A 26,065-nucleotide genomic window follows, 5' to 3' on the forward strand; every position below is an offset into this window, starting at 1 on the left:
GCTTTTTGTGTCATTATTTTTTTAGGTGTTGCACTTATATTGTAAATCTATCATTAAAATGTTATAGGAGAAAAGCGTTATGGGAAACACAATGAAAAAAATGGGTATTTCAATGAGTATGCTGATGGGAGTTACAATGAGCTTTGTGCTGTCACTGGTGGGAACTCTGGGAGGAGGACATTTCACTGTGCCGGGCTGGATAAGATCATTTATTGTTTCGCTTATTATTTCGCTGGTTCTGGGATTTATCATTCCGATGAAAAAGCTTTCGGATTCCGCCTGTGCAAAATGCAATGTGCCTATCCATTCAACAAAGGGAAAGCTTCTCAGTGCGCTGGTATCAGACCTTATCTACACCCCTCTTCTTACCGTGATAATGGTGACATTAGCCGTGACGGGTGCAGGCAGGGCGATCGACGCACAGATATCGGAAAATAATGCCCTTCTGACAGAAACTCAAAGCTCGATCACAGCGCTTACCGAGGAGCTGAACGAGGCAGCAGCGGCTCTTGAGACCTGTCTGCCCGAGGAATCGGGGGAACTGAATGCAAAGGTGGGCGAGCTTAACGGAAAGATCGGTGAGCTAAACGGCAAGGTGCAGCAGCTCAACGGCGAAATTCAGGGAATGACCGCAGCAAAGCCTCATCTTATTCCTGTTCTTATCAGAAGCCTTATCCTGACGCTTATTGTGGGCTATGCAGTCATCTATATTATCCAGCCCATATATCTTAATATGCTGATGAAGAAATTCGGGCTTACAGACTGATGATATACATAATTTTAAAAGGCTGTCATTTCGTATGGCAGTCTTTTTTCTATGATGACAGATAATGATGACCGGGCTGCGGAATTATCGCAAAAATTAACTTGATTTAAACTTCTGTGTGTGATTAAATTATTATATAAACCAAAATATGAAAAAGGAAAAAACTATTATGAAAAAAGCACGGCTTATTTTATCTGTAATAATGGCACTGACAGGCTTTTCAGCCTGCGGCAGTACGTCTGCCGTTGTGAGCGAGACGGCTGCATCGGCTGAAACAACGGTCAATGAGACCGAAGCGGAGACAACATCAGAGACAGCTTCTTCCGAGGAAAGCTATTTTGAATGGGCGTCAAAGACCATATCCGAGTCGGAATATGCGGAAAAAGCTGTCGAGCCTTACGGTTCATTTGAATATAAGAGCTATTTTTCAAATACGGCAGGACGGGAAACGGGAGTCAATATCCTTCTCCCGCCCGACTACAGCGAGGATAAGGAATATCCTGTTCTGTACATACTTCACGGCTTCTGGGACACCGAAGAGTGGATGGCGAGAGATATCGTAGGTATCCCGCAGATGCTCACCGAGCTTTATTCGGAAGGGGAGGCTGAGGAAATGATCGTAGTCCTGCCCTACATTTTCACCAGTAAGGAAATGCCGAGATGCACGGGTATGGACCTTGAAAATTCACTTGCATATGACAACTTCATAAACGATCTTACCACCGACCTTATGCCCTTTATCGAGGAGAACTATTCCGTTAAAAAGGGCAGGGAGAATACAGCCATTACAGGCTTTTCCATGGGCGGCAGAGAGTCTCTCTTTATCGGATTTACACGTCCCGACCTGTTTTCTTATGTGGGCGCGGTATGCCCTGCACCGGGACTTGTTGAAATACCCGGCTCACCTATGCACCCGGGTCAGATAGAGGAAAATGAGCTTGCCGTTACCGAGGGCAGCGAGCCCAGACTTGTGTATATCACCTATTCCGACAGCGATGGTGTTGTTGCAGATACTCCCGAAAGCTACATTAAGCTGCTTGAAGCCAATGGCGTGGAGCATATAACAAAGAAGCTTCACGGCACGGGACACGACCACACAAGCGTAAAGCCTCATCTTTATGATCTCTTCCGGGTGATATTCAAGTAATGTCCTTAAAAAATTTCGCAATAATCAACAGACCTGAAGCAATTTATGATTGGAATTATACTGCGGGTTCGGTTATAATGTAAATACAGTAAAAATTCCAAAGCCGAAAGCAGCTTGCGATATATGCAGTGCTTTTTAGCCAAAAATTATTTTCACTTCATTTCTTTGATACTCTTCTCCAAAAAAACTATCCTCCGAGGCATCGGCTTGCGGGGGATAGTTTTTTAACAGGAAATAAAATCAGAAAGGACGATCAGTTATGAATCCATATCTTCCCAAATGGGAATATATTCCCGACGGCGAGCCGAGAGTGTTCGGTGACAGGATCTACATTTACGGCTCCCACGACTCAGCCGGCTCAGACGAGTTCTGCGACTATGTTTTAAAGTGCTGGAGCGCACCCGTTTCCGACCCGACCAAGTGGGTGTGCCACGGCGATATCTTCCACACTGCCGCTGACAGAGATCACCCCTCCGACATTGACTGGGGGACAGAAGAGTCCAGACTTTTTGCTCCCGATGTTGTATGCGGAAAGGACGGAAAATACTATCTTTACGCATATATCGCAAATTCAAAGGGCTGTGTTGCCGTAAGCGAAAGACCCGAAGGTCCCTTTACGCTTGTGTCGAGGTATAAATATACGATACCCGACGAAATATGCTGCGGCGGTATATTTATTGACCCCGGAGTGCTTGTGGACGATGACGGGCGCACATATTTATACTGCGGATATCTGCGGTCATTCCTCGCAGAGCTTAACAGCGACAATATGTACGAAGTGCTGGACAATACCTGCATAGAGCATTTTATTCCCTGTGAGCCCACCGAAAAAGGCAATTTCAGCGAAGAGGAGTCCCTTTTCTTTGAAGCCTGCTCACCCAGAAAAATAAACGGCACATATTATATGATATATTCTCCCAAGCACTGCAGCAGGCTTGCATATGCAACCTCCGACAGCCCCACAGGACCGTTCACCTACAGGGGATATATCATTGACAGCGGGGAAGATTATCCCGGCGGGAACGACCACGGCTCTGTTGCCTGCATAAACGGTCAGTGGTATGTTTTCTATCACAGAATGACCAACGGCACCATTATGTCCAGACGGGGCTGTGTGGAGAAAATCGAGATACTTCCCGACGGAACTATCCCCCCTGTTGAAATGACATCTCTCGGATTTGCGGACAGCTTAGACCCGTATGAGATAACTCCTGCGGATATCGCCTGCGTCCTGAAGGGAAGGGCGTTCATTACCGAAAGAAATGTCTTTGAACGGGTAATAATGAACATTCATGACGGTGATGTTATCGGATACAAGTATTATGATTTCGGTGAGGACTTCTCAAGTAAAACAATGAAATTTGCGGCTGAGATAATCGGAACAGGCTGCAACTGTCATATGCATATCTTTGCCGATGATGAGGAGATAGGCGTCTGCGATATCGGTCAGGACAGCGGCATCGTAAAGACTGTTGTAAAGGCTGTTACGGGCAGGCACGCGGTATATTTTAAGATATCAACGGATTATCACGGCTGGACGGCAGACTATTTCAAGGACAGAGGTCTGTTCGAGCTGAAACAATTTGTTTTCATGAAATAATTTGGGGACAAAAAAAGCCGGCACGCTGAGTGTCGGCTTTTTTATGTCCAAATTATTTGCTTTCAAACTCCCTGACTGCTTCTATCATTCCGTCGAAAGCGGGTTTTCTGCTGAGGTCGTCGTTGAAAATAAGCGGGTAGGTGGAGGATATCCATGAATCCGTATCGCTGATGCCCCAGAGGGTAACGCTTGTGATGGGTACGCCGTTGTTTCGCAGCTTTAGCACCTCTGACATAAAGCTTTTATAGTAATCACCCTGTTCCTGCTGCCAGTTGTCCCCCTCACCTCTGCATACGTCAAGCTCGGTAACATTTATCTCAAGTCCCAGCTCATCGTAATATTTCTGCAAGGCTGCCATATACTGTGAGATGCTTATATCCACGTTGATATGGGACTGCATTCCCATGCCGTCAATGTTGCCTGCCTCGGCTATGGGACGGAGGAATGTGATTATATCGTTCTGCTTGCGGGTCTGATAGGAATTGTAATCATTGTAGAAAAGCTTGGTGTCCTCGGGAGCATATTTCCTTGCAAACATAAATGCCTGCTCGATGTAATCCTCTCCTATGGTCTTGTACCAGAGGCTCTTTCTCATTCCGCCGCCGTCATCGGCTGCTTCGTTTACAACATCCCATGCTCTTACAAGCCCCGGATAATTTTCCTCGGTCCACTCCATAACGTTTTTTATGTAGTTTTCCATTCTCGCAAGCATAGTCTCACGGTCGGCAAGCTCTCCGCCGATGTCATAATTCTTGTAGAAAAGCCATTCCGGTGTCTGACTGTGCCATACAAGCGTATGACCTCTGACTGTAAGTCCGTTGTCTCTTGCGAAATCAAGCTCGGTCTTTACAGCGTCAAATTTTAAGGCAGGCGAGTACATATACTCATCGATATCCCGCACAGTTTTGTTATGGTCGAGTATAGAATCGGGCTTGAAGCTGTTGCCCATGGTCATACTGTTGTACTGGGCTTTTATTATGTCGGTGTAAGGCTCCTTATCCAGAAGATTGGGAGACGTTGCCGTACCTATCCTGAAATAGTCCTTGTACTCTTCTTTGAGCGACGGATAATCGGAGGTATCCGCAAACTCTGTTGCCACAGCCTCGGGGTAATATGTATATTCGCCGCATACTTTTACCGAAAAATCGTCTATATAAATATCCTCAAGCCTGTCGCTTTCCACATACACAATGATATTTTCCGCATTCTTGGGGACTTCGTATTTACCGCTGCACTTTGAATATGAGCTTTCAGTTGTATTTACGGATGCGATGGTGTTGTAGGTGGTGTTATCGTTTACGGTGTACTGAATGGATATCCTTACGCTGGGGTTTGCGCTTCGGAAGGAGCCTTCGGCTTCAAGCTCGTTTCCTCTGAATTTATCGGCATTATACTGAGCGCCGTCCCAGGCGTTGTTTCGGTTGAATATCCTCAGCGCACCCTTGTCGGCAGCCGCTTCGTCCTCGGTATATCTGAGGATAACAGTTCCTCTTTTTTCAGTATTGAAGTTCTCATCGGAGAAAGAGTCGCTGATAACGGGAGGCTCTGTATTTTCGGCTGATGTTTCGGTTTCAAGGCTCAGAATATCCTCGGCTGCAGTTGTTTCGGAGGCGATGTCGGCAGACGTTTCCTGTACGGGAGCCTGGGCGGCGCAGGCTGAGAGCACAGATGCCGCAAGCATGAGCGCATATATTTTTTTTAGCTTCATAATTCTTATCATCCCTTTTTTAAACTGAACAGAAATGTTTTGTATCTCTACTTAACATTATATCATTTGCCCGGTCTGACTGCAACTCATTTTTTGCTTATTTTTCAACCGAAAATTGCTCTAAAAAAATTCAGAAGTATTGACAAACATCAATGATATATGGTATAATAAAATTGGTGAAATGTAACAATTGCTTTTTGCAGAACTTTTCCATTTCAAGCTGAAAGAAGTTGATAAAATGGGCTCGGAGTTTCGTGATAAGAAAAAAATAAGATCATTATAATTTGCTGTGTGCTTACCTATATCATACTTATTGCAGTCTCTCTGATGATCTCGCTGAGCGGAAACAGGGTGATAATGGTCGGCAGGAACAGCATTCCCGCTTTCAGTATCAACGGTATCCTTCAGGCAGTGCAGTACTTTATGTGCATTTGCATGGTCTGCACCGACTATAAAAAAGGTCGGATAATATCTGCCGTACTGATAGCTTTGTCTATTCTGCTTAATATTCGAGAGATAGTTTTCGCCCATGTGCTTAACTCTCTGCCCGGAATTATCAACCTGATAGTTTCACTTATCGGCATAGAGGTCCTGTGCAGGCAGTTTGAGATACGTGAAAATGATATCATCACCGACTTTCTGACAAAGCTCAACAACCGTCATGGACTGATACGCACGCTAAACGAAAAGACTGCCAGAAAGGATCCTTTCTATGTAATGTACATAGACCTGGAAAACTTCAAGCTCATAAATGATAATTTAGGTCACCGCTGCGGTGATGCCGCTCTTATGATAGTTTCCGACAGGATAAAGGGTATCGTAGGCTCAAAGGGCACTCTCGGACGTATCGGCGGCGATGAGTTCATTCTTATCCTTGACCATAAGTACGACCCCGAGGACATTGCGAAAGAAATGATCTCGGCAATAAGCGAAAAGATACCTCTTTCCACAGACAAAACTGTCGTTGACTGCTATGTATCCGCATTTATCGGAATAGCAGAATTTCCCGATGATGCCGCAGATGCCGACACGCTGATAAAGCTTGCCGATATTGCAATGTATCATTCTTCCAGAAACAAGGAAAGCAGGATCAGCTTTTTTAACAGTGAAATGGAAAACGAACTTATGCGGCAGATGGAGCTTGAAAGGATAATCAAGGAAAGCCTGGACAGCAACAATTTCTATCTTGTATATCAGCCTCAGTACAGAATAGACAGCAAACAGCTGAGAGGCTTTGAATCGCTTATCCGACTGAAAACCTCTGACGGTGTAGCAATAAGTCCCGCAGAGTTCATTCCCGTTGCGGAAAAGACCGACCTTATCCTGAAAATAGATGATTATGTTATCAGACGGGTCTTAAAGGAATTCAAGGAGCCTGTTGAAAAAAGTCCCTGCCCATTTACGGTTTCCGTCAATGTTTCCGCTAAAAACATCGCAAGCCCCGGGTTTGCCGGGAGAGTAGAGAAAATGATAGAAGAGGCAGCGTTCCCCGCTCACAGCCTTGAGATCGAGATAACAGAATACTGTCTGGTAAAATCCCTTGATGTTACCATCGACAATATTGAAAAGCTGAGGAGCATGGGCGTTCAGATAGCTCTGGACGATTTCGGAACGGGATATACCTCCCTGTCCTATCTTGCAAAGCTCCCCATAAATCTGCTCAAGATAGACAAGAGCCTTGTTGATGACATTGAAACAGATGACAAGAGCCGTGAGTTTGCAAATGCCGTTATATCAATGGGACATCTTATGGGCTGTGAGGTGATATCCGAAGGCGTAGAGAACGAAAACCAGCTCAGCCTGCTGAGCGGTCAGAAATGCGATTTCGTACAGGGCTTTGTATGGGGCAGACCTCTTGAATACAATGCTGCTCTGGAGCTTTGTTCATCACGCCCGATATATCAGATGCAGTAACTGCTTTTTCTCGGGTAGTTTATTATGACTTATACTAATCTTTAATCGTTCTGTAGACAAAGGCGGCAGATAGAACGCTGCCAATCTAGGAAAGCGACCGCAGGCGGGCTGTCGCCCGGCAAGGGAGCTTGACGACGAGTGGCTGCGTTATAGCTGTCGAATTTGTCTATAGGTTGATTAAAGATTAGTATTACCCCCCGATCCGCTTTGTGCGGGTCAGGGGGATCTTACTTTCTTTACGATTGGCGGTAATGCTCTGTGGAGCGGCTCAGAGCAGTGGAGAAATTACGGTGCTTGTTTACGGTTATCCCTTTGGAGGTGATCTTTGCATTTGTCAGCTTTTTCTTTCCCTGCTCAAGAAAGACCCTTGCCACATTCAGGCTCATCTTCCAAATCTCGCCCGAACCGTCTATAAGAGAGTATACTCCATCTGTGCAGCCCAGCACATAAAACACGCTATGGACGTTTTTTGGGTCGAAAACTGTGAGATTGCCGTCCGTCATTTTAATAACGGTATTCTCCAGCTGAGCGTTTGAGACCTTTTTACTTAGTATCAGATTGGTCATTTCGTCATTGCCGATCTCAGATGTTTTTTCGGTTTCTTCATCATAAAGAATGAATGAGACCGTCGGACTCATTTTCTTGCCTATCAGTATCATCGTTATTCCTCCTGAAATATTCAGATATTCTCATTGGGATATGACAGTCCTATCTTTTCCTTTATTTTGTCTATCATGACCATTACCGCCCTTGTATCCGAGTGAGGCACAAGGGGACTTTCGGTAAGCCCCATATCCAGACAGCGGTCAACCTCCATGATCTCATATTCATAGCCTGTGCGGGGGTGAGGGAAATGCTTTGCTTCGATAAGGCGGTTATTGCTGTCAAAAAGGCTTACTTTCTCGGAGCAGTGAAACCAGGAATCGAAAACTACAGAACCTGTTTCGCCGACGATCGATGCTGCATTTTCGGACCTGCAGTCAAATCCGAAGGTCATTGCAGCAAATGCATCGGGGTAAGTAAGGATAACAGCGTCATCATAGTCAACGCCGTTTTTCATATGAGCCGCAGCCGTTATAGACTCGGGCTCATTGCCGAGAAATGCCATTGCGAAGGTAAGAGGATATACCCCCAGATCGAGCAGCGCACCGCCGCCGAGGTCGGAACGGAAAAGCCTGTTTTTGGGGTCGCCTTCACACAAATTTACAAAATCAGCCTTTATCATTTTTATTCTGCCGATCCTGCCGTTGTCAAACCATTCTTTAGCCTGACGGTAATGGGGGAGAGTCTTTGTCCACATTGCTTCCATAAAGAACAGTTTATTTTCGGCGGCAATTCTCAGTATCTCATCAAGCTGTTTTGTGCAAAGGGTGACTGTTTTTTCGCACAAAACGTGCTTGCCTGCTTTAAGGCATTTTATTGCGTCCGAATAATGACAGGACATAGGGCTGCCGATATAAACGACCTGAACATTTTCATCTTTGAGCATTTCTTCGGTGCTTCCGAAGTGCTTTTCAAAGCCGTACTGCACGGCGAATTTTTCTGCCTTTTCGGCGCTTCTTGATGAAACAGCATAAAGCTCCGCATCGGGTACTGCCTGAAGCGCTTTTGCAAACGTATGAGCAATTTTTCCTGTTGATAATACGCCCCATCGTATCTTTTTCATAAAATCCCTCCGCCTGAGTCTTATACTAATAACCAATTGTCCATAGGTTAATTGGTTATTAGTATTGATTCAATTATATACTTTCGGAATTGTTTTGTCAATAAAAATTAAGGAGAGGATAAAAGCAATGGTACAGAAATGGACTGCTGCAGCACCGCACAGCAGTCCGTTTTTTATCCTTCTGAGATATCATCACGGAGGATATTCTTTTTATTTCTCTTGTCGTCATAGAGCAGGGTATCTGCTTTAGACATTATCTCGCTGAGATCGACATTCTTGCCGCATGTAAATTCATAAAGTCCAATGCTCATCTGGACATTATAGGGCTTGGTATGGGAACGGTTGAAACGGTCGGTAGTATCCGTAATACGCTGTCTGATCTCTGTGCAGACATCGCCTGTACAGCCTTCGTCCACAAGAGCGAGGACCGAAAATTCATCTCCGCCTATACGTCCGATTATATCATTGCTGCCGAATGAATCCGTCAGAATAACAGCGGCATTCTTTATTGCAAAGTCACCGTCTTCATGACTGAAGCGGTCGTTTATCAGCTTCAGGAAATTCAGGTCGGCAAAAATGATGACCGCTCTTCTGCCCTCATTATGGGGTGCGCTTATCAGTGTATTGGCTTTTGCAAAGAAGCCTCTGCGGTTATAAACAAATGTCAGCTCATCCATTTTCGCAATATTATCAAGCTGTTCGTTCTGATAACGTATCTGCTCCAGATTCTTTTTCAGCTCTTCCTGCATATTATCCTTATCCTGAAGTATCTTGATAAACTTCATAGCACCGCCGAGCTGTGCGACAAGAGGATTTATGTAGTAAAAATGCCTGTCATTAAGTTCGCAGAGGAACAAACCGAAATGGTCCAGATAAAGCGAAACAGTTGACATAACCATAGTAAACCGTCTGTCATTGGGGATAAATCTGTTTGTGAATATATCCTTAATGCTGATCTCCTGCTCTTCGGGCTTTAGGACGATCATTTTATCTCCGTTATGGTAGGATTTGAGCAGCACCTTTTCAGGAGGCTGCCACTCGGATTTTCCGTCGTAGCTTACCTTGTCAGGGAAAACATACAGGTAGCTGCTGTATACACCGTCCATTCTCAGCAGCTTATCTATTACCGAACCGTAAGCATAATCATTATAGGTGTTGTAGTAGAGCATATCTCTTACTATTGCATTTGACTGCCATGAGAGAAATTCCAGCTGGCTCATTTTTCTTGCACCGTAATTTGCTACCGCCTGCGTAATGGAACGCAGAATATTAAGGAACAATCCGCTGAGTGCACTGCTGTTTGATGTCTCTGTCTGGATACGCTCCCTGAGATACATGATCACGCTGCAAAGACGGTCTGTATCGATAAACTCCATATTTTCATCACAGAGAAATTCGTTGAATGATCTGATTATCTCCGAATATGATTTATCACCCGGGTCTTCCGGGATATTCTTGAGCATGAACTCTACAAAGCTGAAAAAAGCCGATTTTATTTCCAAAGCCTCGCTGCTGTTTTCCTTGCCCTCCATAAGATATGAAGAAAGAACAGAAGCCGTTTCGTTTACTGTACGGCAGAAGCTGTTTTTGAACATATAGATAGAAGAGCCTTTGCTCTCGGAAACAGAATTACAGCCGCAGGAAGCTCTTCGGGTCATATACGAGGGGACCTTATCATCTCTGACGGAACCTTTATTTATATATTCTATGGCTGCGATGGCAGATTCATAACCGAGAGTTTCTGCATCGGCATGAACAGAAGTAAGCTTTGGATTCAGCTGTGTTGCCACGGGCGAATCGTCAAAAGCAGCAACGGATATATCTGTGCCGATCTCCAGACCTCTTTCCTTTATTACGGCATATCCTGCCTGAGCCATGCAGTCATTGGCAAAAACGATTGCGTCAATATCGGGATTATCGTCAATGAGCTTTTCGACAGGCTCTCTGCAATAGGGCGAAAAATCTCCGTGGGCAATAAGCTTCAGATCTATTTCATAACCGCGGGATATCAATACGTCAAGATATACCTGAAGGCGCTCGTTGGCATCTTCGTTAGTTTCGGGGCCGCTTACAAAACCTATCTTTTTTCTCTTGTGAAAATCAATGATATGCTCGATCTCTTCACGCAGACCGCTTGTATTGTCAAATACAATGGAATGGTACCCTTCAACATTGCAGGCAACTGTAATAATGGGAATGCCCTTAAAACTGTCAAGAAATTTCTTTTTTCTTTCCTCGGACAAAAAGCCTCCGATGACTCCTATGAGAGAGATGACCACATCGATGCCGTTCATCTTGACATAATGAAACAGAGTATTGTACTGATACTCAAAGTCGGTGCGCTCCACATCGTCATATTTTGCGTCAATATATCTTCCGGGAAGGACAATTACATTTACATTCTTATCCTCGGCACAGGAGATAACGCCTTTGCAGACTGCCTTGGCAAAATTGTCGTCAAGGTGGCTTGTCATAAGTCCGATCGTTAATCTGTTATTTATCACAATTGCTGCCTCCTAACACTATTTCAAGAAACATTCAGAATTTCGCGGCGTATCTCATCGGGTATTGCCTTTACAGGCTCAAACACAGGCTTTCCCATATAATATCCCTGAACATAATCCACACCGAAGGAAACCACCGTTTTAAGTTCCTCAGATGTTTCAACGCCCTCCGCCAGCACCTTTATGTTGTTTATGCGGGCAAACTCAATGGTGCTTTTGATAAACATCTGCTTGTTAACATCTTTGTCAACATCTGAAATAAGAAATCTGTCAATTTTAATTATCTGCGGTGAATATCTCATCAGATTTACAATGTTGGAATGACCTGTCCCGTAATCGTCGATAGCGATCTGATTATTTCCTCCCGTTCCTCCGATGGATTTCAGCTTGCTCAGCTCATCATCGGAAACGGAGTTCTGCTCTGTTATCTCAAAGACGAAATTATCCATGAGCTCACCGTATTTTTCGGTGATAATAAGGTTATCTTCATCATTGAGCGTATGACCCGGAATAGAGTTGATAAAAAGCTTCTTCCCCTCAAACCGCTCACGGTTTTGGGAATAATGACCGATAACATTAAACATTGTTGCGCGCTCAATATCATAAAGCATATTATACTCGGAAGCTGTGCTGATAACATCAAGCGGTGACATATTGATATTCGACTCGGTGCGCATAAGCGCCTCATAGGCAAATATTTCTCCCGTATGCACATCAACGATGGGCTGGAAGCAATATCTGAAAAGATTTTTCTTAATAAGCAGGCTGAATATTTCAAAGCTGTGCTTGCTTTTATTCTCCTTGATAACAGGACTTGCTCCGCTTTTCAGACGGTTTATGTACATTTCGCCGCTTGCAAGCTTGATAAAGCTTGCAAGAGAACCCTGCCAACCCGGATTTACCACCGTACAGCCGCAGTTGACCTCGACGAAATATTCCTTTCCGCTGCTGACGTTGAAATCATCGATCAGCGGGAAGAATGTGGCGGTGGCTTTATTTATCCTTTCAGATATCATATCGGCATCGTCAAAATAATCCACAATAACAAATTCATCTTCTGTGATCTGACCCACAAAGCAATCGGTCGTATTCGCCTGCCTGAGCGCTTCGCTGACATGCTTGACAGCATTTTCAATATCGGCAATACCGTAATTTTCATAGATATACTTATACTGCCGCAGACCGTAAACGGATATAGCCAAAGCTTTTTTATGATTGCTCTGCATTAAAGCAAAATCATTGAACCACCGACAGCAGCCTCTGAGATTGGGAAGAGAAGTAATGGGATTTATATACGCAGCATTTTCAATGCGCTGCTTCATTGTCTGCTGCTTATAACGGTTTACAGCCTCATGGAAAGCAATGTTTATGCAGCTGGAAATGCGCCTTATCTTATGTGCATGATCTTTTATTTCATTTGTGAAAGCCACGTAAAATCCGCAGGGGATATCTTCGACAAAAATTGGTGTGATGACAAACATTCCTGCGTGTTTAAATTTTTCTTTTATATCCGCTCTGATAGTTTCCTCGTTACAATACCGGAACTCATACGGCTCATTTCTTCTTTCGCAGAAATTGACCTGAGTCATATGATCGGCGCCGTTTGGAGCCTCGTCGGGAAGTCCTCCTATGGATGCAAGAAAGTCACTGCGGATATACACAACAGACTCTCCAAGAATATAATGAGATATTATTCCCAGCAGATCTTTAGTGGAGGTATGCTCCATGATATGGTCGATCCATGAAAATGCATGATCCTCATGAGCTGTCATTTCATGCAGCTTCTTATACAGTTGTGAGGAAACTGCTCTGTCAGATGTGTATGAATTTCCTATGCAGCCGCAGGATTCTGTTTTATGGACCATAAATTTTACAGTATCACAGTACGGCTCAGCACCGTTTATCATTTCCTCAGCCATATCTATTGTACGCTTTGCAAGAGCGGTTACATTCTCCTTGCAGGTGGTGATCGCAGGAGAATGAGCATCTGACATGGGAAGTCCGTCAAAGCCTGTTACAATAACATCGCTCGGTACCTTGTATCCGTAATGTGCAAGCTGTTCGCAGACAGCCATTGCCATAGTATCATTTGCGCATAAAATTGCACGGGGAACGCGCCCGGCTTCAACAAGACGATCGACTGCAGCTTTCGCAGGTCCTTCCCAGTATTCGCCGTAAGCAACATTATCCTCGGAAAATTCGATCCCGTTTTCAGCAAGCACAGCTTTATAGCAGCCGAGACGCAGGTCCGATGTGGGGTCGTTATCTTTTCTGCCTGCGATATAAAATGTATTTCTTGCGCCGTGATGAGTTATAACGTGTCTGATAACTTCCTTATAAGCCTCGGAATAATCATCGGTTATTGAAAAACAGCCCTCAGCCTTGCCTTTTACGGTAAGGACAGGTACACCTGCCGATCTTGCATTCTCAATAATGCTGTTTACGATGCTGTCATTAAAAAATGTTTCTTTCATTATAACGACAGCATCAAGCTTATCACAGCGCATAAAATCATAAACATATCTTGCGCCTTCTGCATAAGTGCTGTTATTGTAAAAATCTATAAAGCTGTTGTAGATGATAAGCTTCATAGACTTTTCTTCGGCATATCTATAAAGCAGATCAAGAAAAACGCTTCGTGAAATATCGTGGATCTTAGTTATGCATATGCCAATAGTCTTTTTTCCTTCCATATTATCACCTTAAAATACAACAAATGACATTTTAAATAATAAACATTTATTTTATTATACCACATTTTGTACATCTTGTCAATATTCTTTGAAAATATAAAGGTTTATTGTGCGTTTTAACCTAAAATTATCCTCAATAAACAGCATATTACCAATGCTGAAACGATTTACAGCTTTGTATTTTTTTGATGCTATGTGAAAAGGTGGTCAGAGGGCTTTTGAAATTTGTCGAAATATTTAATTTTTTGTAAATTTTATGAAATTTATCGAAAGACGATAAAAAGTGGCGCTCTTTTGGCGCCTTTCTCATGGTATGATAAAATATGTATAAATGTCGGGATTTTTCCCGATGATATAAAAGGAGGATTTTTTCTTATGAAAATTTCAAGGCTAAGGCGAGCCCTTGCAGGGTTCCTGTCGGCGGCTGTGATGATGATGTGTATGCCGTTTACGGCTATAACGTCAAGCGCAGCGAACGGTGATGTGATGATAGATTCAAACACCTTCCCCGATGAAAATTTCAGGCAGTATGTTATTGACAATTTCGGCGGCGGCGACACAACTCTGACACCGGACGAAATTGCCAATATTACGAGAATTGATGTTGGCAGAATGAATATTCGCAGCCTTAAGGGAATAGAATATTTCAATGCTCTGGAAGTTCTGAGGTGTCCAATAAATAGCATTAGCACCCTTGATGTAAGCCAAAATGATAATCTGGAGTATATTCAATGTGAGGATAATAAGATTACAAGTATTAAATTAAATACTGCTGTGAATACTCTGATTTGCGGTCCTAATCGTCTGACAAGCATTGACCTAAGCGATAATATAAATGATGAAAGTATTCTCCGTGTTTACGGCAGTGACAACTCATACAATATTATTCTTGCCGATGATGATACCTTTGACCTGGGTACTCTCCCCGGAAACTTTGATGTTAACCGGGCTTCCGACTGGAACGGTGCTGATTGTAATATATCAACCGGTATTCTCTCAAATATCACAGGTGAGACGATCACTTACAAATACGACTGCGGAAAGAGCCAAATTTTTACGTTTGAACTTAAAGTTGTAGATGCACACACCATTACATTTCACGAAAATTACGGCAGCGATACTACTTCACCAAAAACAGCCGGTTCGCCCTATACTATTGAAGATGGCGACACACCTACAAGAATAGATTACAAATTTTTGGGCTGGGCAGAAAGTGCAGACGCAGATACGGCTGACTATGAAGTAGGTGATGATGTTAGATTTTCCAACAATATCGATCTCTATGCCGTATGGGAACACGCAAATCACGATTGGAGCTATTCCGCAGCCGATAATGTTATAACCGCAACCTGTTCCGAAACTGGCTGCAAATATAAAACCAACGGCTTGAAGCTTACACTTGATATAACAGATGATAGTGTCGAATATACGGGAAACCCCTACGATAAGGCAAGCATTTCCAAGGATACCGATTTCCCGACAGACGGTACGATTATGTACAGGGGAACAGACACAACGTCTTACGGACCAAGTTTAACAGCCCCCACAAATGTCGGTAAATATGAGGCTTATGTGACTATCGAGGGAAACACGGCAGTAAAAGCATTTGAGATAACACAGGGCACAATGTCAGGTATTACCGCTTCGGGCACCTATGATTATGACGGCAATGAACACGGCTTAGTGGTAAATGCACCCACAGGTGCGACCGTTACTTACGGTACCTCCGACGGCGACTATTCATTGTCATCAAGCCCCACATATATCAACGCAGGCACTTACCCCGTATATTACAAGGTCACAAAGGAAAACTATGCAGACGTAACAGGCTCTGCGACCGTAACTATTGAAAAGGCTGACTATACCGGCACAAAGACCGCAGAAACAAATATCCTTGCAGGCGTTGCAACAGAAAATGCCACAGTAACTCTCCCTGCAATTCCCGCAAATATGAACTTAGGCACACTCACACAGCATTCACCAATAACAAGTCTATTCATTATTGGCAGCACTCTTACATTCAGCACGGACAACACTACAGTTGACGGAAGGGATTACACCATAACTATTCCCGTTGTCGGCGGCACAGGCGCAAACTATAATGACTACAATATTATCGTAACCCTCCACTCAAATACTTGCACACACCCCAACAAGGAAACCACTTGGACTTACAATGAGGACGAGCATTGGCATAAGTGTCCCGATTGTTCCGAAAAGGTCGATTGTGCGGCTCATATTTCAAGCGGCACAGCAACTGAGGAACACGATGAACACTGTACAGTATGCGGATATGTTATCAATCCTGCACTTGACCACGTTTGCAGCAACAATGTACCCACATTCGTTCCCGAAGTACCCGCAACCTGCACAACAGACGGCGTTAAGCCACATTATGTATGCTCCTGCGGAAAGCTTTTCTTAGACAAAACGGCTTTATTTGAAACAACAACCGAAAAGCTTGTTATCGCAAAATTAGGTCACACAGAGGTCATTGACCCCGCTGTCGCTCCCACCTGCACAGAAACAGGTCTTACAGAGGGCAAGCATTGCTCCGTTTGTGAGGAAGTAATTGTGGCACAGGAGGTCGTTCCCGCTCTCGTTCATACTTTTGAGGACGGCGAATGCACCGTATGCGGCGAGCCTGACCCCAATTATACTCCCGACCCAGAGCCTACTCCCGACCCCGATGAAGGCAATATCATTGTTGAGACCGAAAACAATGTCGGCGGTGCAGCTATTAACGCAAATGAAATAAAGAACGCTGTAACTATCACTCCCGAGGAGCAGGCACTGCTTGACAGCGGCGAGGATCTTTACATTATCCTTAACGTTCAGAACGCTGACAGCACAGTTTCCGCCGAGGATAAGACTCTTACAGAGTCTGCTCTTTCGGAAGATATGAAGGTCGGAATGTATCTTGATATCACTCTTCTCAAGAAGATAGGTGCGCTGGAAACTGCTATCCATAACACCAATGCGCCTATAACCATCACATTTGAAATGCCCGCAAGCCTTATCAATACCGATACAAATGTGACAAGAGCATACTATATTATTCGTGTTCACGATGGCAAGGCAGATATTCTTGACTGCACCTTTGACCCCGCTACAGGCAATGCAGGCTTTATGACTGATAAATTCTCAAGCTATGCTATTGCTTTCAAGGATACTGTAAATGAGGAGCCCGAACCTGAGCCCGAGCCCGAAAAGACTGTTTACTATCCCGTTATCACAAGCGGAGATGTGGTTGCCGACAAGTCCTATGCTGCTGCGGGACAGACTGTAAATGTTATCGCAGGCTTTGGCTATGACATTATCGTTACCGCCGCAAACGGCAGGCAGATAGCTAAGCTCACCGAAAAGGGCAGCTTTACAATGCCCGCTTCAAAGGTTTATGTAAAGGCTGTTCAGAATGAGACCTTTGCTCTTATGGCAACTGCTTGGAGACAATCTTATGTTTACTCCTATGATGCTGATATGAACAGGATAAGGGTAAATTCCACACAGAAGCGCGGCGTTATCGTTGTAAACCTCGGTGAGGAATATGCCGGCAAGTCGTTCACTATTTACAGCGGCAGAAAGAGCACTAAGGTAAAAATTACCGATGGTGTACTGGACGAAAATGGCAAATTTGTATTTGAGGTTCCCGACGGAAAGAATTATACACTTGTAATTGAGGATTGACTGAATATTCAGACACAAACAGCCGGGCTGCAAAGCTCGGCTGTTTTTCGTAATTCTGCTTGCAGAGTAATTGAAGATCCTCAGCGGCAGTTTTTTATTTCCGGTGGTAATATATATGAAAGATCCGCCGCAAAAATAGTAAGGCAAAAAAAATTTAAATAAGTCCTGAACAGACGGACTGTGTAAAATGCAAAATCGACCCTATTCCTGCTCCATGCTGACCATATTATACAAAGCCTCCAGCTCGGGACGGCATTTCAGAAATATCTTGCCGAGCTGCGGGTCAAAATGTGTGCCGACAGAGCTTTCTATTATGGAAAAGGCATTATCATAGGAATATGCTTCCTTGTAGCACCGCTTGCTGACCAGAGCATCGAACACGTCTGCAAGTGCCATTATTCTTGCTTCAATGGGGATCTCTTCTCCCGATAGTCCGTCGGGATAGCCTGAACCGTCCCATTTTTCGTGGTGATAGTGGGCAACATTGGCGGCTATATTCACAAAGACCTCCTCTTCGACGCCTTCAAGTATCTGCTTGACTATCCGTGAACCCTCGGCAGAGTGTTTTTTCATCTCAGCGTATTCCTCGGGAGTGAATTTGCCCTGCTTGCGAAGAACTCTGTCATCAACGGCTATCTTTCCCAGGTCGTGCATAGGTGCGGCGCGAATGACCATATCAAGAAAGTCTTTTGTCAGGAGCTCCTGCTCCCTTGCCAGCTTTTCCGCAAATATTTTCATGACCATACTTGTCCGCTTGATGTGTCCGCCTGTGGAAAGGTCACGGCTTTCTACCATTGTCGCCATTCCTATGACCATCATTTCCTGAATATACTTGATATGCATAGTACGTGCCTCAAGCTGTCCCGAAAGGTCACGTCGGAGCGCTTCCAGCTCAAGGGTACGGCTTATTCTTGAAAGCATAACATTCTGTACGAAAGGCTTTGAGATGAAATCCATAGCTCCTGCTTCAAGACATCTGCTTTCGGTCTGGGGGTCATTGTCAGAAGTAAGGAAGATTATGGGGATATCACAGCGGTCGGGGTTGCTCTTTATCTTGGCCATAACCTCAAAACCGTCCATCTCCGGCATATTTATGTCCAGAAGAATAAGGTCGCAGGTTCTGTTCTGCAGAAATTGCAATGCCTGTGCGCCTGAAGTTACGGCAGTGATCTTGTAATTATTTGAAAGAGCATTTTTTGCGGCGGACAGATTTATCTTGTTGTCGTCAACAATTAGTAAATGATACATAAAATCCTCTTCGTTTTTCTGCGTTTTTGAAATTGTGATCAGCAGACTTTACTGACATCAATTTCACTTTTATTGAGTTATCTAAATTTATTATACAGTGTTTCAGCGATTTTGTAAAGCTTTTTTTAAATTGCTTATGATCCTCATACTGCGTCAGGGGTGTTTATTTGTGTAATTATGCCTGCAGCGTATGTGCGGTTATAAGCTTTGATACGATAATCATATGAAAATACTTACATCAAGACAGATATATATTCCATTTGTAAAATTATAGAAATAGTATTATCGCAAAAAGATCTTCGTGAATAATGCGAAAGTCGATTTTAAATTTCCATTGGTAAATGAATTAAAAATATATAGATGAATAATCCACCGCAAAAAAGAAAAAATAGTAAAGCAAACAAAAAAGCATAAATTTAGTCCGGGACAGGCGGACTTTAATCAATCTATATGTGAAAGGAACGAAGAAGAATGAAAGCAACAGGAATTGTCAGGAGAATTGACGATCTTGGCAGAGTGGTAATTCCCAAAGAAATAAGAAGGACTATGCGTATCCGCGAGGGCGACCCCTTGCTGACAACAATTACACAGGCTGAAAGGCTTATCGGGCTGGCGGAGAGGCTTAGGGGGATTAAGGATACATAATCGAAAGATCTCAGTTGTTTTGGCAGCTGAGATTTTTTTGCTTCTCTTCAAAAAATTTCTGTTTCCTATTGCAGAACTGCCGCTTGATATGGTATAATAATCCAATAAACATAAATATATTGATGCTTTGCGGTTATCAAGACCGTATTCAGGAGGAAATATGAAAAAAATATTGCTGACAATACTGATTTTTGCCTGCATAATCGTGGCAGGGCTGTTCTGGATAAGGTTTCAACAACAGGATACGGACATAACAAAAACGCAAACAAAAGTCGGGTTTATTCTCAACGGTACCGTGAACGACCACAGCTGGGGCGAATCACATTATAATGGTATGGAGAAAAGTGCCGAGGAGCTTAATCTTAATGTGTTCTACAAGGAAAACGTACCCGAGGACGAGAATTCTGTTGCGGTAATGGAGGAGCTTATTTCTGACGGCTGCAAAATAATTATCTGCAACTCCTTCGGTTATGGTACATGGGAGCTTCAATGTGCGCAAAATCACCCAGATGTAAGCTTTTTCCATGCAACAGGCGTTGAGGAGTCGGATAATCTTGCAACCTATTTCGGACGCATTTATCAGATGAGATACCTCAGCGGCATTGTGGCGGGTCTGCAGACGGAAACCAATGAGATAGGTTATGTTGCTGCAATGCCGATCGCAGAAGTAAACCGTGGGATCAACGCATTTGCTCTCGGTGTCCGTCTGGTTAATCCCGACGCAACAGTCTATGTCAAGTGGAGCAATTCATGGGTAGGCGAGGAGGAGAACGGTCAGGCCACAAGGGAACTGATCAGCGAGCATAACATTGATGTGCTTGCTATCCACAATGACGCTATGTCTCCTCTTGAGATCGCGGATGAAAACAAGATCTGGACTATCGGATATAATGTGGACAACAGTCAGCGATTACCCGATACATATCTGACTGCACCTGTCTGGAACTGGGAAAAATTCTATGAGCCGAGAATACTTGAGTGTCTGCAGGGTAAATTCAGGGGCATTCATTACTGGGAAGGTGTTGAAACGGGTATTGTCGATCTTGCACCCTTTACCAAAAACGTAAAGCAGGGTACTGCGGAAAAGGTCGAACAGGAACGCAAGCGGCTTATGGACGGAACCTTTGATGTATTTTACGGTCCCATTGTGGATAATGAGGGAAATGTCAGGGTCAAAGAGGGTCAGAGCATGACGGATTCTGCAATGCTTAATGATTTCTTCTGGTATGTTGAGGGAGTGGTCGTTGATGAAAATTAGTAGTAAAAAAAGAAATGCCTTGTTGGTAGTGATTATTTTTTTGATGGCGGTCATGGTGGCTGTTCTGCTTATGACAGGCACTACTCCTACTGTGAAAAAGGAGAAGATCGGGTTCATTATCACCGGCAGCATTGACGAGGGCGGCTGGAACGGTATGCATTATAACGGAGCCTCTACAGCCTGTGAGAAGCTGGGCGTTCAGCTGCTTGTCAAGGAAAATATCAAGGAATTCTGCGGCGAGTGCGGTCCTGCGGTGGAGGAGCTTGTTGGCAAAGGCTGCAGAATGATAATCCTCACAAGCTTCGGTTATGTGGAGGAGGTCAAGGATATTATCAGCAAGTATCCCGATGTAGCATTTTACAGCAGTTCCTTCGGTTATCATGCGGATAATGTCACCTCATTTTTTTCCCGGATGTATCAGGCACGTTATCTTGCAGGTATCGTAGCAGGTATGAAGACGCAGACAGGCAGGATAGGTTATGTTGCCGCTATGCCGACAAGTGAGGTGAACCGAGGCATTGATGCGTTCACATTAGGCGTAAGACGGGTCAATCCCGAGGCGACTGTGACTGTGGCATGGAGCGGGGAATGGGACGATGAGGAGCAGGAACGCAGGCAGGCTGATGCACTTATCGAAAACGTGGGTGTAGATGTTTTGACTTATCATCAGAATAAGACTTACGTTGCACAGGAAGCAGAGAAATACGGCATTTATTCTATCGGATATCATCAGAGCCTTGAGGGTCATTCAGATAAGTTTCTAACAGCGGTAGTATGCGACTGGGAACAGACATACGAAGCAATTATCAGACAATATCTTCGCGGAAACTCACATGATATAAAGATATACTGGGTAGGAATGGAAGAAAAAACAGTTAAGCTTGATGGCTTCTCTCCTATCGTCGGCGAAGAAATAAGAGAAGAGGTATCACGGGCACAGAATGAGATACTGGCGGGACATGATGTTTTTTCAGGCGTTATTTACGATAACAAGGGTGATATCCGCTGCAAGGAAAATCAGACCATACGAGACGAGATACTGTTAGAGCAGCTTGACTGGTATGTTAAGGGAGTTGAATTCTATGAATAATCAAAACAACGGGAAATCAAGAGTTATCGGCTTCCTGACCATTGTTACGATAATAATGATCGGCGTGGGAGTATTGATGAATTTCAAGCTGCGGACTCTTTTGCGGGAATATGTTGAACATCAGGTCACAGAGCAGGCAAGGACTTTTGCAGCGCTTTCTGCGGAACAGTTTGAGCTGGAGATATACGATCTTGAAAATGCTGCTGCAAAGATACCGGCTGATGTTGAGCCTGACGACGAGATACTGGGTCTTGTGATAAACAGCAGCGACAATATCACAATGGGACTGCTCTGTCTTGACGGAACAGCTCTTTCGGGAAATACTCTTAGTTTTTCCGATTTTCCCGGGATACAAAACGCATTCCGAGGCAACTCTTCGGTGTGCTACAAGGAAGGTCAGGGCATTCTTTTCACAACGCCTGTTTATGACGGTGAAAATGTTAAATACACCTTATACAAGCTTTTTGATGAAAGTGTTCTTCTTGATAAATTCGGCATATCATGTTATAACGGACAGGGACAGGTGGCAATATTAAATCAGGCAGGGGAGGTAGTTATACCGTTTTCCGATGCGGGAACAGTCACAAGTGATTTTCTTGAAAAGGATATTATCAAAGCCTCTATGCAGAAGCTTTCGGAAAAGATGAATATTGACACTGCGGCTGCTGTTTACTATAAAGATAATAAGATCGGCAATTTCATGTTTATTTCGGAGGTCAAGCAGCTCGGGATATATCTTGTGGGTACAGTGCCCGAGGAGGCGCTGACAGATGGTATTTCCACCATAACAGCACTTATTCTGTGGGTATTCGGTCTGCTGATACTCCTGTTCGTCATTGGCATGATATATCTTCTCAGCGCAGAGGAAAAGGTTCGTGAGAGCGACGAACTGCGTGAGGCAAAGAATATGGCGGAGCAGGCTAACCGTGCAAAGAGTGACTTCCTTGCAAATATGTCCCACGAGATCCGTACACCTATCAATGCCATCATGGGCATGAATGAAATGGTGCTGCGGGAGAGCAATGACGAGCATATCCGTGATTATGCGGTAAATATTCAAAGCGCAAGCAAAACGCTGCTGTCCCTTATAAATGATATACTTGACTTCTCCAAGATAGAAGCGGGCAAAATGGAAATAGTACCTGTTGCATACGACACTTCGGTTTTCCTTAACGATGTTATCAATATGATAGATATCAAGGCAAAGCAGAAGCAGCTTGATTTTCTTGTGAATATTGATGAATCCCTGCCCTCCATGCTTTACGGCGATGAGGTAAGAAACCGTCAGGTCATTGTAAATCTGCTGAATAATGCGGTAAAATATACAAAGCAGGGCTATATAAAGCTGTTTGTATCGGGTGAACATAAGGAAGGCGGATTTACGCTTAAAATGCAGGTATCCGACAGCGGTATCGGAATAAAGGAAGAGGATCTTGACAAGCTTTTTGAGGGCTTCCAGAGACTTGATATCCGGCAGAACCGAAATATTGAAGGAACAGGTCTGGGACTGGCTATCACACACAGGTTAGTTGAGCAGATGAACGGCAGTCTAGATGTTTCAAGCATTTACGGAATAGGCTCTGTTTTCTCTGTATCACTTCCCCAGGAAATACGTGATGAAGCTCCCATCGGAGATTTCAGGCAGCATTTTGAAAGCATTTCCAAAAATCAGACAGAGTATAAGGAAAGCTTTACCGCTCCCGATGCGAAGGTGCTTGTTGTTGACGATAACGAAATAAATCTGTCAGTTGTGAAGGCATTGCTTAAGAATACAAAGGTCAGGGTAACAACCTGCATGAGCGGCAAGGAGTGTCTGGAGCTTGTATCGAAGGAATATTATGACGTTATCCTGCTGGACCACATGATGCCTGAGATGGACGGTATTGAAACGCTGAAGCGCATACATGAAACCGAAAACAAATGCAGCTCTGTGCCTGTTATCGCACTGACAGCTAATGCTATTGTGGGGGCAAAGGCAGAATATATAAATGCAGGATTTTCAAATTATCTGGCAAAGCCTATTGAAGGCACAATGCTGGAAAAGATGCTGCTGCAATATCTGCCGAAGGAAAAAGTCATTATTGAAAACAGCGGATCATCTGAAGCCGCGGAAAATAAAAAGCAGGATAATCAGCCTGATGAAGCCTATATCAATATTAAGACGGGACTGCAATATTGTTCGGACAGCATGGATTTTTACTATGAGATACTTGAGGTTTTCATCGAAAGCTATGATGAAGTCTCTGCAAATATCAACAATTCTCTGGCTGGCGAGGACTGGAAAAACTATACCATCTATGTTCATGGATTAAAATCCAGCTCCCTGACGATCGGCGGCGAGAAGCTTTTTGCTGCTGCCAAGGAGCAGGAATTGGCGGGTAAAGCTATTGGGGCAGGTGAAAAAACCGAGGAAAATATCGCATATATTAAGGCGCATCACAGCGAAGTTATGGCTTTATTCAAGGAAACCTTGAATGAGGCTCAGAAAATTATGAGCGAAAAATAAAATGTTGATATTTCTTCAAATCCTTCAAATTCAATATTTAATGGTATTAACCCCAAATCCACAAACGAGGTGCAATAATGGAAGAAAAGACAATAACATTCATATCCGACCGACAGACCTACACTATCCCCGTGGCGAGCATACTATATGTAATGATGAAAAAGCAGGACGCTTATGTTCACCTTTCGGACGGTCGAGTGCTGAAAACACGAATGACCTTTGCCGAGTTTCAGAACGTACTCGGAGATGATTTTATCAGGCTGAATCGTGGCTGTCTTGTTTCGGCAATGGCTATCCACAGCGTAAAAGAGCTTGTAAACCTTTCAAACGGCGAATCTCTCGAATATACCTCAGATCACAGAGATGAGATAACCCGGAAATTCCGTCAGAAGCGGCGTGCCATAGTCGGAGGACTGGCAGACAATAACAATCCTACAGATGATAATGGTTATCACGAGCATTACAAGTGCTTTGACAATATCCCCATTGCCTTCACCGATATTGAAATGGTGTTCGATGATGACAGTCAGGCGGTGGACTGGATATTCCGCTACGGAAATGAAGCCCTTGCAAGGCTTGAGAACTGCCCTCTTGAAAAGCTGATAGGCAATTCCTTCGGCAGCATTTTTACGAATATGGACACAAAATGGCTCAGAAGCTATGAACGTGCCGTGCTTTACGGCGAAACTCTTGAGCTTATCGACTACAGCCCCGAAATAGACAAGTATCTTCGGATAATCTGTTTCCCGACCTTTAAGGGGCATTGCGGCTGTATGCTTTTTGACATTTGCGATACAAAAATGGCTATGGAAAACTCCGCAGGGGACAGGGCGGTGCTTATGTATATTCAAAAAATGCTGAAATGAGGCAGGCGGACTTGGAACGAAAATTCAATTAGTTACGAATTTTGGGCGTTTTCGTTCCAAGTCTATATAGCGTATAACTATTGGTTCCAAGTCTATTGACAAACTGAATTTTTTGTATTATAATTTACTGTGTATACAAAAAATAATCAATAATATTTTGAAAGGAAGGATAAATTTGAAGAAAGAAAAGCTAAAACGCATAGCTAAGCGGATAACCGCATTGGCGGCGGCTGCTGCGCTGGCGGCGACCTTCTCACTTCCGGCGGGAACGGAAATTATGGGGGTCAGATTGGGTAATGCTATTGTGGCGAGTGCGGCAACTTACGGAGATTATACCTACTCTGTCAATAGTGACAACGCTACTGTGACCATTACACAATATAACGGCAGCGGCGGAAATGTTGAAATTCCAAGTACGATTGACGGCAAGGCTGTTACTTCAATTGGATCTAGTGCATTTATGAATTGTATAAGCCTTACAGGCATAACTATCCCCGATAGCGTTACTTCCATTGGAAGTTATACATTTAGAGGCTGTACAAGCCTTACAGGCATAACTATCCCCGATAGCGTTACTTCCATTGGAAGTTATACATTTAGAGGCTGTACAAGCCTTACAAGCATTACTATCCCTGACAGTGTTGAGTCTATTGGAAATGGTGCATTTTACAAATGTACAAACCTTGCAAGTATAGAAGTTGATGGAAATAACACTAGTATTCTGTAACATCTAAATATTGCATAAAATATTAATGTGTGGTATAATA

At 43.8% G+C, this 26,065-nt stretch carries 16 protein-coding genes and 1 pseudogene; 11 read left to right on the top strand and 6 right to left on the bottom strand.

The window, feature by feature from the left end:
* The first annotated feature begins 79 nt into the window (after positions 1-79).
* The 3 genes from ACI4J0_RS10960 to ACI4J0_RS10970 all read left to right on the top strand — a co-directional run bounded on the left by ACI4J0_RS10960 (position 80) and on the right by ACI4J0_RS10970 (position 3,513).
* Positions 80-766 (top strand): hypothetical protein, encoded by a 687-nt coding sequence (locus ACI4J0_RS10960; RefSeq protein ID WP_439765850.1) that lies wholly within the window; start codon positions 80-82, stop codon positions 764-766.
* 169 nt (positions 767-935) lie between these two features.
* Positions 936-1,913, top strand: a complete 978-nt coding sequence (locus ACI4J0_RS10965; protein ID WP_439765851.1) for an alpha/beta hydrolase — start codon at positions 936-938, stop codon at positions 1,911-1,913.
* A gap of 259 nt (positions 1,914-2,172) precedes the next feature.
* Positions 2,173-3,513: a family 43 glycosylhydrolase gene (locus ACI4J0_RS10970; RefSeq protein WP_439765852.1), complete on the top strand. Its 1,341-nt coding sequence runs from the start codon at positions 2,173-2,175 to the stop codon at positions 3,511-3,513.
* Positions 3,514-3,565: 52 nt separating this feature from the next.
* On the opposite strand, the gene ACI4J0_RS10975 is transcribed toward ACI4J0_RS10970, so the two are convergent.
* Positions 3,566-5,221 carry an endo-1,4-beta-xylanase gene (locus tag ACI4J0_RS10975; RefSeq protein WP_439765853.1) on the bottom strand — a complete coding sequence of 552 codons (1,656 nt, stop codon included), beginning with the start codon at positions 5,219-5,221 and terminating at the stop codon, positions 3,566-3,568.
* 291 nt (positions 5,222-5,512) lie between these two features.
* On the opposite strand from ACI4J0_RS10975, the gene ACI4J0_RS10980 reads away from it, so the two are divergent.
* On the top strand, positions 5,513-7,135 hold the full coding sequence (locus tag ACI4J0_RS10980; RefSeq protein WP_439765854.1) for a putative bifunctional diguanylate cyclase/phosphodiesterase: 1,623 nt from the start codon (positions 5,513-5,515) through the stop codon (positions 7,133-7,135).
* A 236-nt stretch (positions 7,136-7,371) separates the two neighbouring features.
* On the opposite strand, the gene ACI4J0_RS10985 is transcribed toward ACI4J0_RS10980, so the two are convergent.
* The 4 genes from ACI4J0_RS10985 to ACI4J0_RS11000 form a co-directional block, all read right to left on the bottom strand.
* On the bottom strand, positions 7,372-7,794 hold the full coding sequence (locus ACI4J0_RS10985; protein ID WP_439765855.1) for a hypothetical protein: 423 nt from the start codon (positions 7,792-7,794) through the stop codon (positions 7,372-7,374).
* Between the two features lie 20 nt (positions 7,795-7,814).
* Positions 7,815-8,801: a Gfo/Idh/MocA family protein gene (locus ACI4J0_RS10990; protein ID WP_439765856.1), complete on the bottom strand. Its 987-nt coding sequence runs from the start codon at positions 8,799-8,801 to the stop codon at positions 7,815-7,817.
* Between the two features lie 173 nt (positions 8,802-8,974).
* Positions 8,975-11,305, bottom strand: coding sequence for a diguanylate cyclase (locus ACI4J0_RS10995; RefSeq protein ID WP_439765857.1), 2,331 nt, complete (start codon positions 11,303-11,305; stop codon positions 8,975-8,977).
* A 23-nt stretch (positions 11,306-11,328) separates the two neighbouring features.
* Positions 11,329-13,998 (bottom strand): EAL domain-containing protein, encoded by a 2,670-nt coding sequence (locus ACI4J0_RS11000; protein ID WP_439765858.1) that lies wholly within the window; start codon positions 13,996-13,998, stop codon positions 11,329-11,331.
* Between the two features lie 375 nt (positions 13,999-14,373).
* Between ACI4J0_RS11000 and ACI4J0_RS11005 the strand changes: the two genes are divergently transcribed.
* Positions 14,374-17,685, top strand: coding sequence for an InlB B-repeat-containing protein (locus ACI4J0_RS11005; RefSeq protein WP_439765859.1), 3,312 nt, complete (start codon positions 14,374-14,376; stop codon positions 17,683-17,685).
* 201 nt (positions 17,686-17,886) lie between these two features.
* Here the strand turns inward: ACI4J0_RS11005 and ACI4J0_RS11010 are convergent, their stop codons facing one another.
* Entirely contained in the window at positions 17,887-18,933 is a 1,047-nt protein-coding gene (locus ACI4J0_RS11010; RefSeq protein ID WP_439765860.1) for an HD domain-containing phosphohydrolase, read from the bottom strand.
* A gap of 471 nt (positions 18,934-19,404) precedes the next feature.
* Between ACI4J0_RS11010 and ACI4J0_RS11015 the strand changes: the two are divergent.
* From ACI4J0_RS11015 to ACI4J0_RS11040, 6 genes and pseudogenes are all read left to right on the top strand, one after another.
* Positions 19,405-19,506, top strand: a pseudogene (locus tag ACI4J0_RS11015) (AbrB/MazE/SpoVT family DNA-binding domain-containing protein); the annotation flags it as partial.
* Positions 19,507-19,738: 232 nt separating this feature from the next.
* Complete coding sequence (locus ACI4J0_RS11020; protein WP_439765861.1) at positions 19,739-20,836, top strand: BMP family ABC transporter substrate-binding protein; 1,098 nt, start codon at positions 19,739-19,741, stop codon at positions 20,834-20,836.
* Positions 20,837-20,864: 28 nt separating this feature from the next.
* Entirely contained in the window at positions 20,865-21,926 is a 1,062-nt protein-coding gene (locus ACI4J0_RS11025) for a BMP family ABC transporter substrate-binding protein (RefSeq protein ID WP_439765862.1), read from the top strand.
* On the top strand, positions 21,919-24,432 hold the full coding sequence (locus tag ACI4J0_RS11030; RefSeq protein WP_439765863.1) for a response regulator: 2,514 nt from the start codon (positions 21,919-21,921) through the stop codon (positions 24,430-24,432). Before ACI4J0_RS11025 ends, ACI4J0_RS11030 begins: the two co-directional genes overlap by 8 nt.
* Before the next feature lie 77 nt (positions 24,433-24,509).
* Positions 24,510-25,298 carry a LytTR family transcriptional regulator DNA-binding domain-containing protein gene (locus ACI4J0_RS11035; RefSeq protein WP_439765864.1) on the top strand — a complete coding sequence of 263 codons (789 nt, stop codon included), beginning with the start codon at positions 24,510-24,512 and terminating at the stop codon, positions 25,296-25,298.
* Between the two features lie 175 nt (positions 25,299-25,473).
* The gene (locus tag ACI4J0_RS11040; RefSeq protein WP_439765865.1) at positions 25,474-26,025 is read left to right on the top strand and encodes a leucine-rich repeat domain-containing protein; all 552 of its coding nucleotides are present in this window, start codon (positions 25,474-25,476) and stop codon (positions 26,023-26,025) included.
* Positions 26,026-26,065 lie beyond the last annotated feature (40 nt).

Origin of the sequence: Huintestinicola sp. (assembly GCF_051882455.1) — a bacterium.
Taxonomy (GTDB): Bacteria; Bacillota; Clostridia; order Oscillospirales; family Ruminococcaceae; genus Huintestinicola.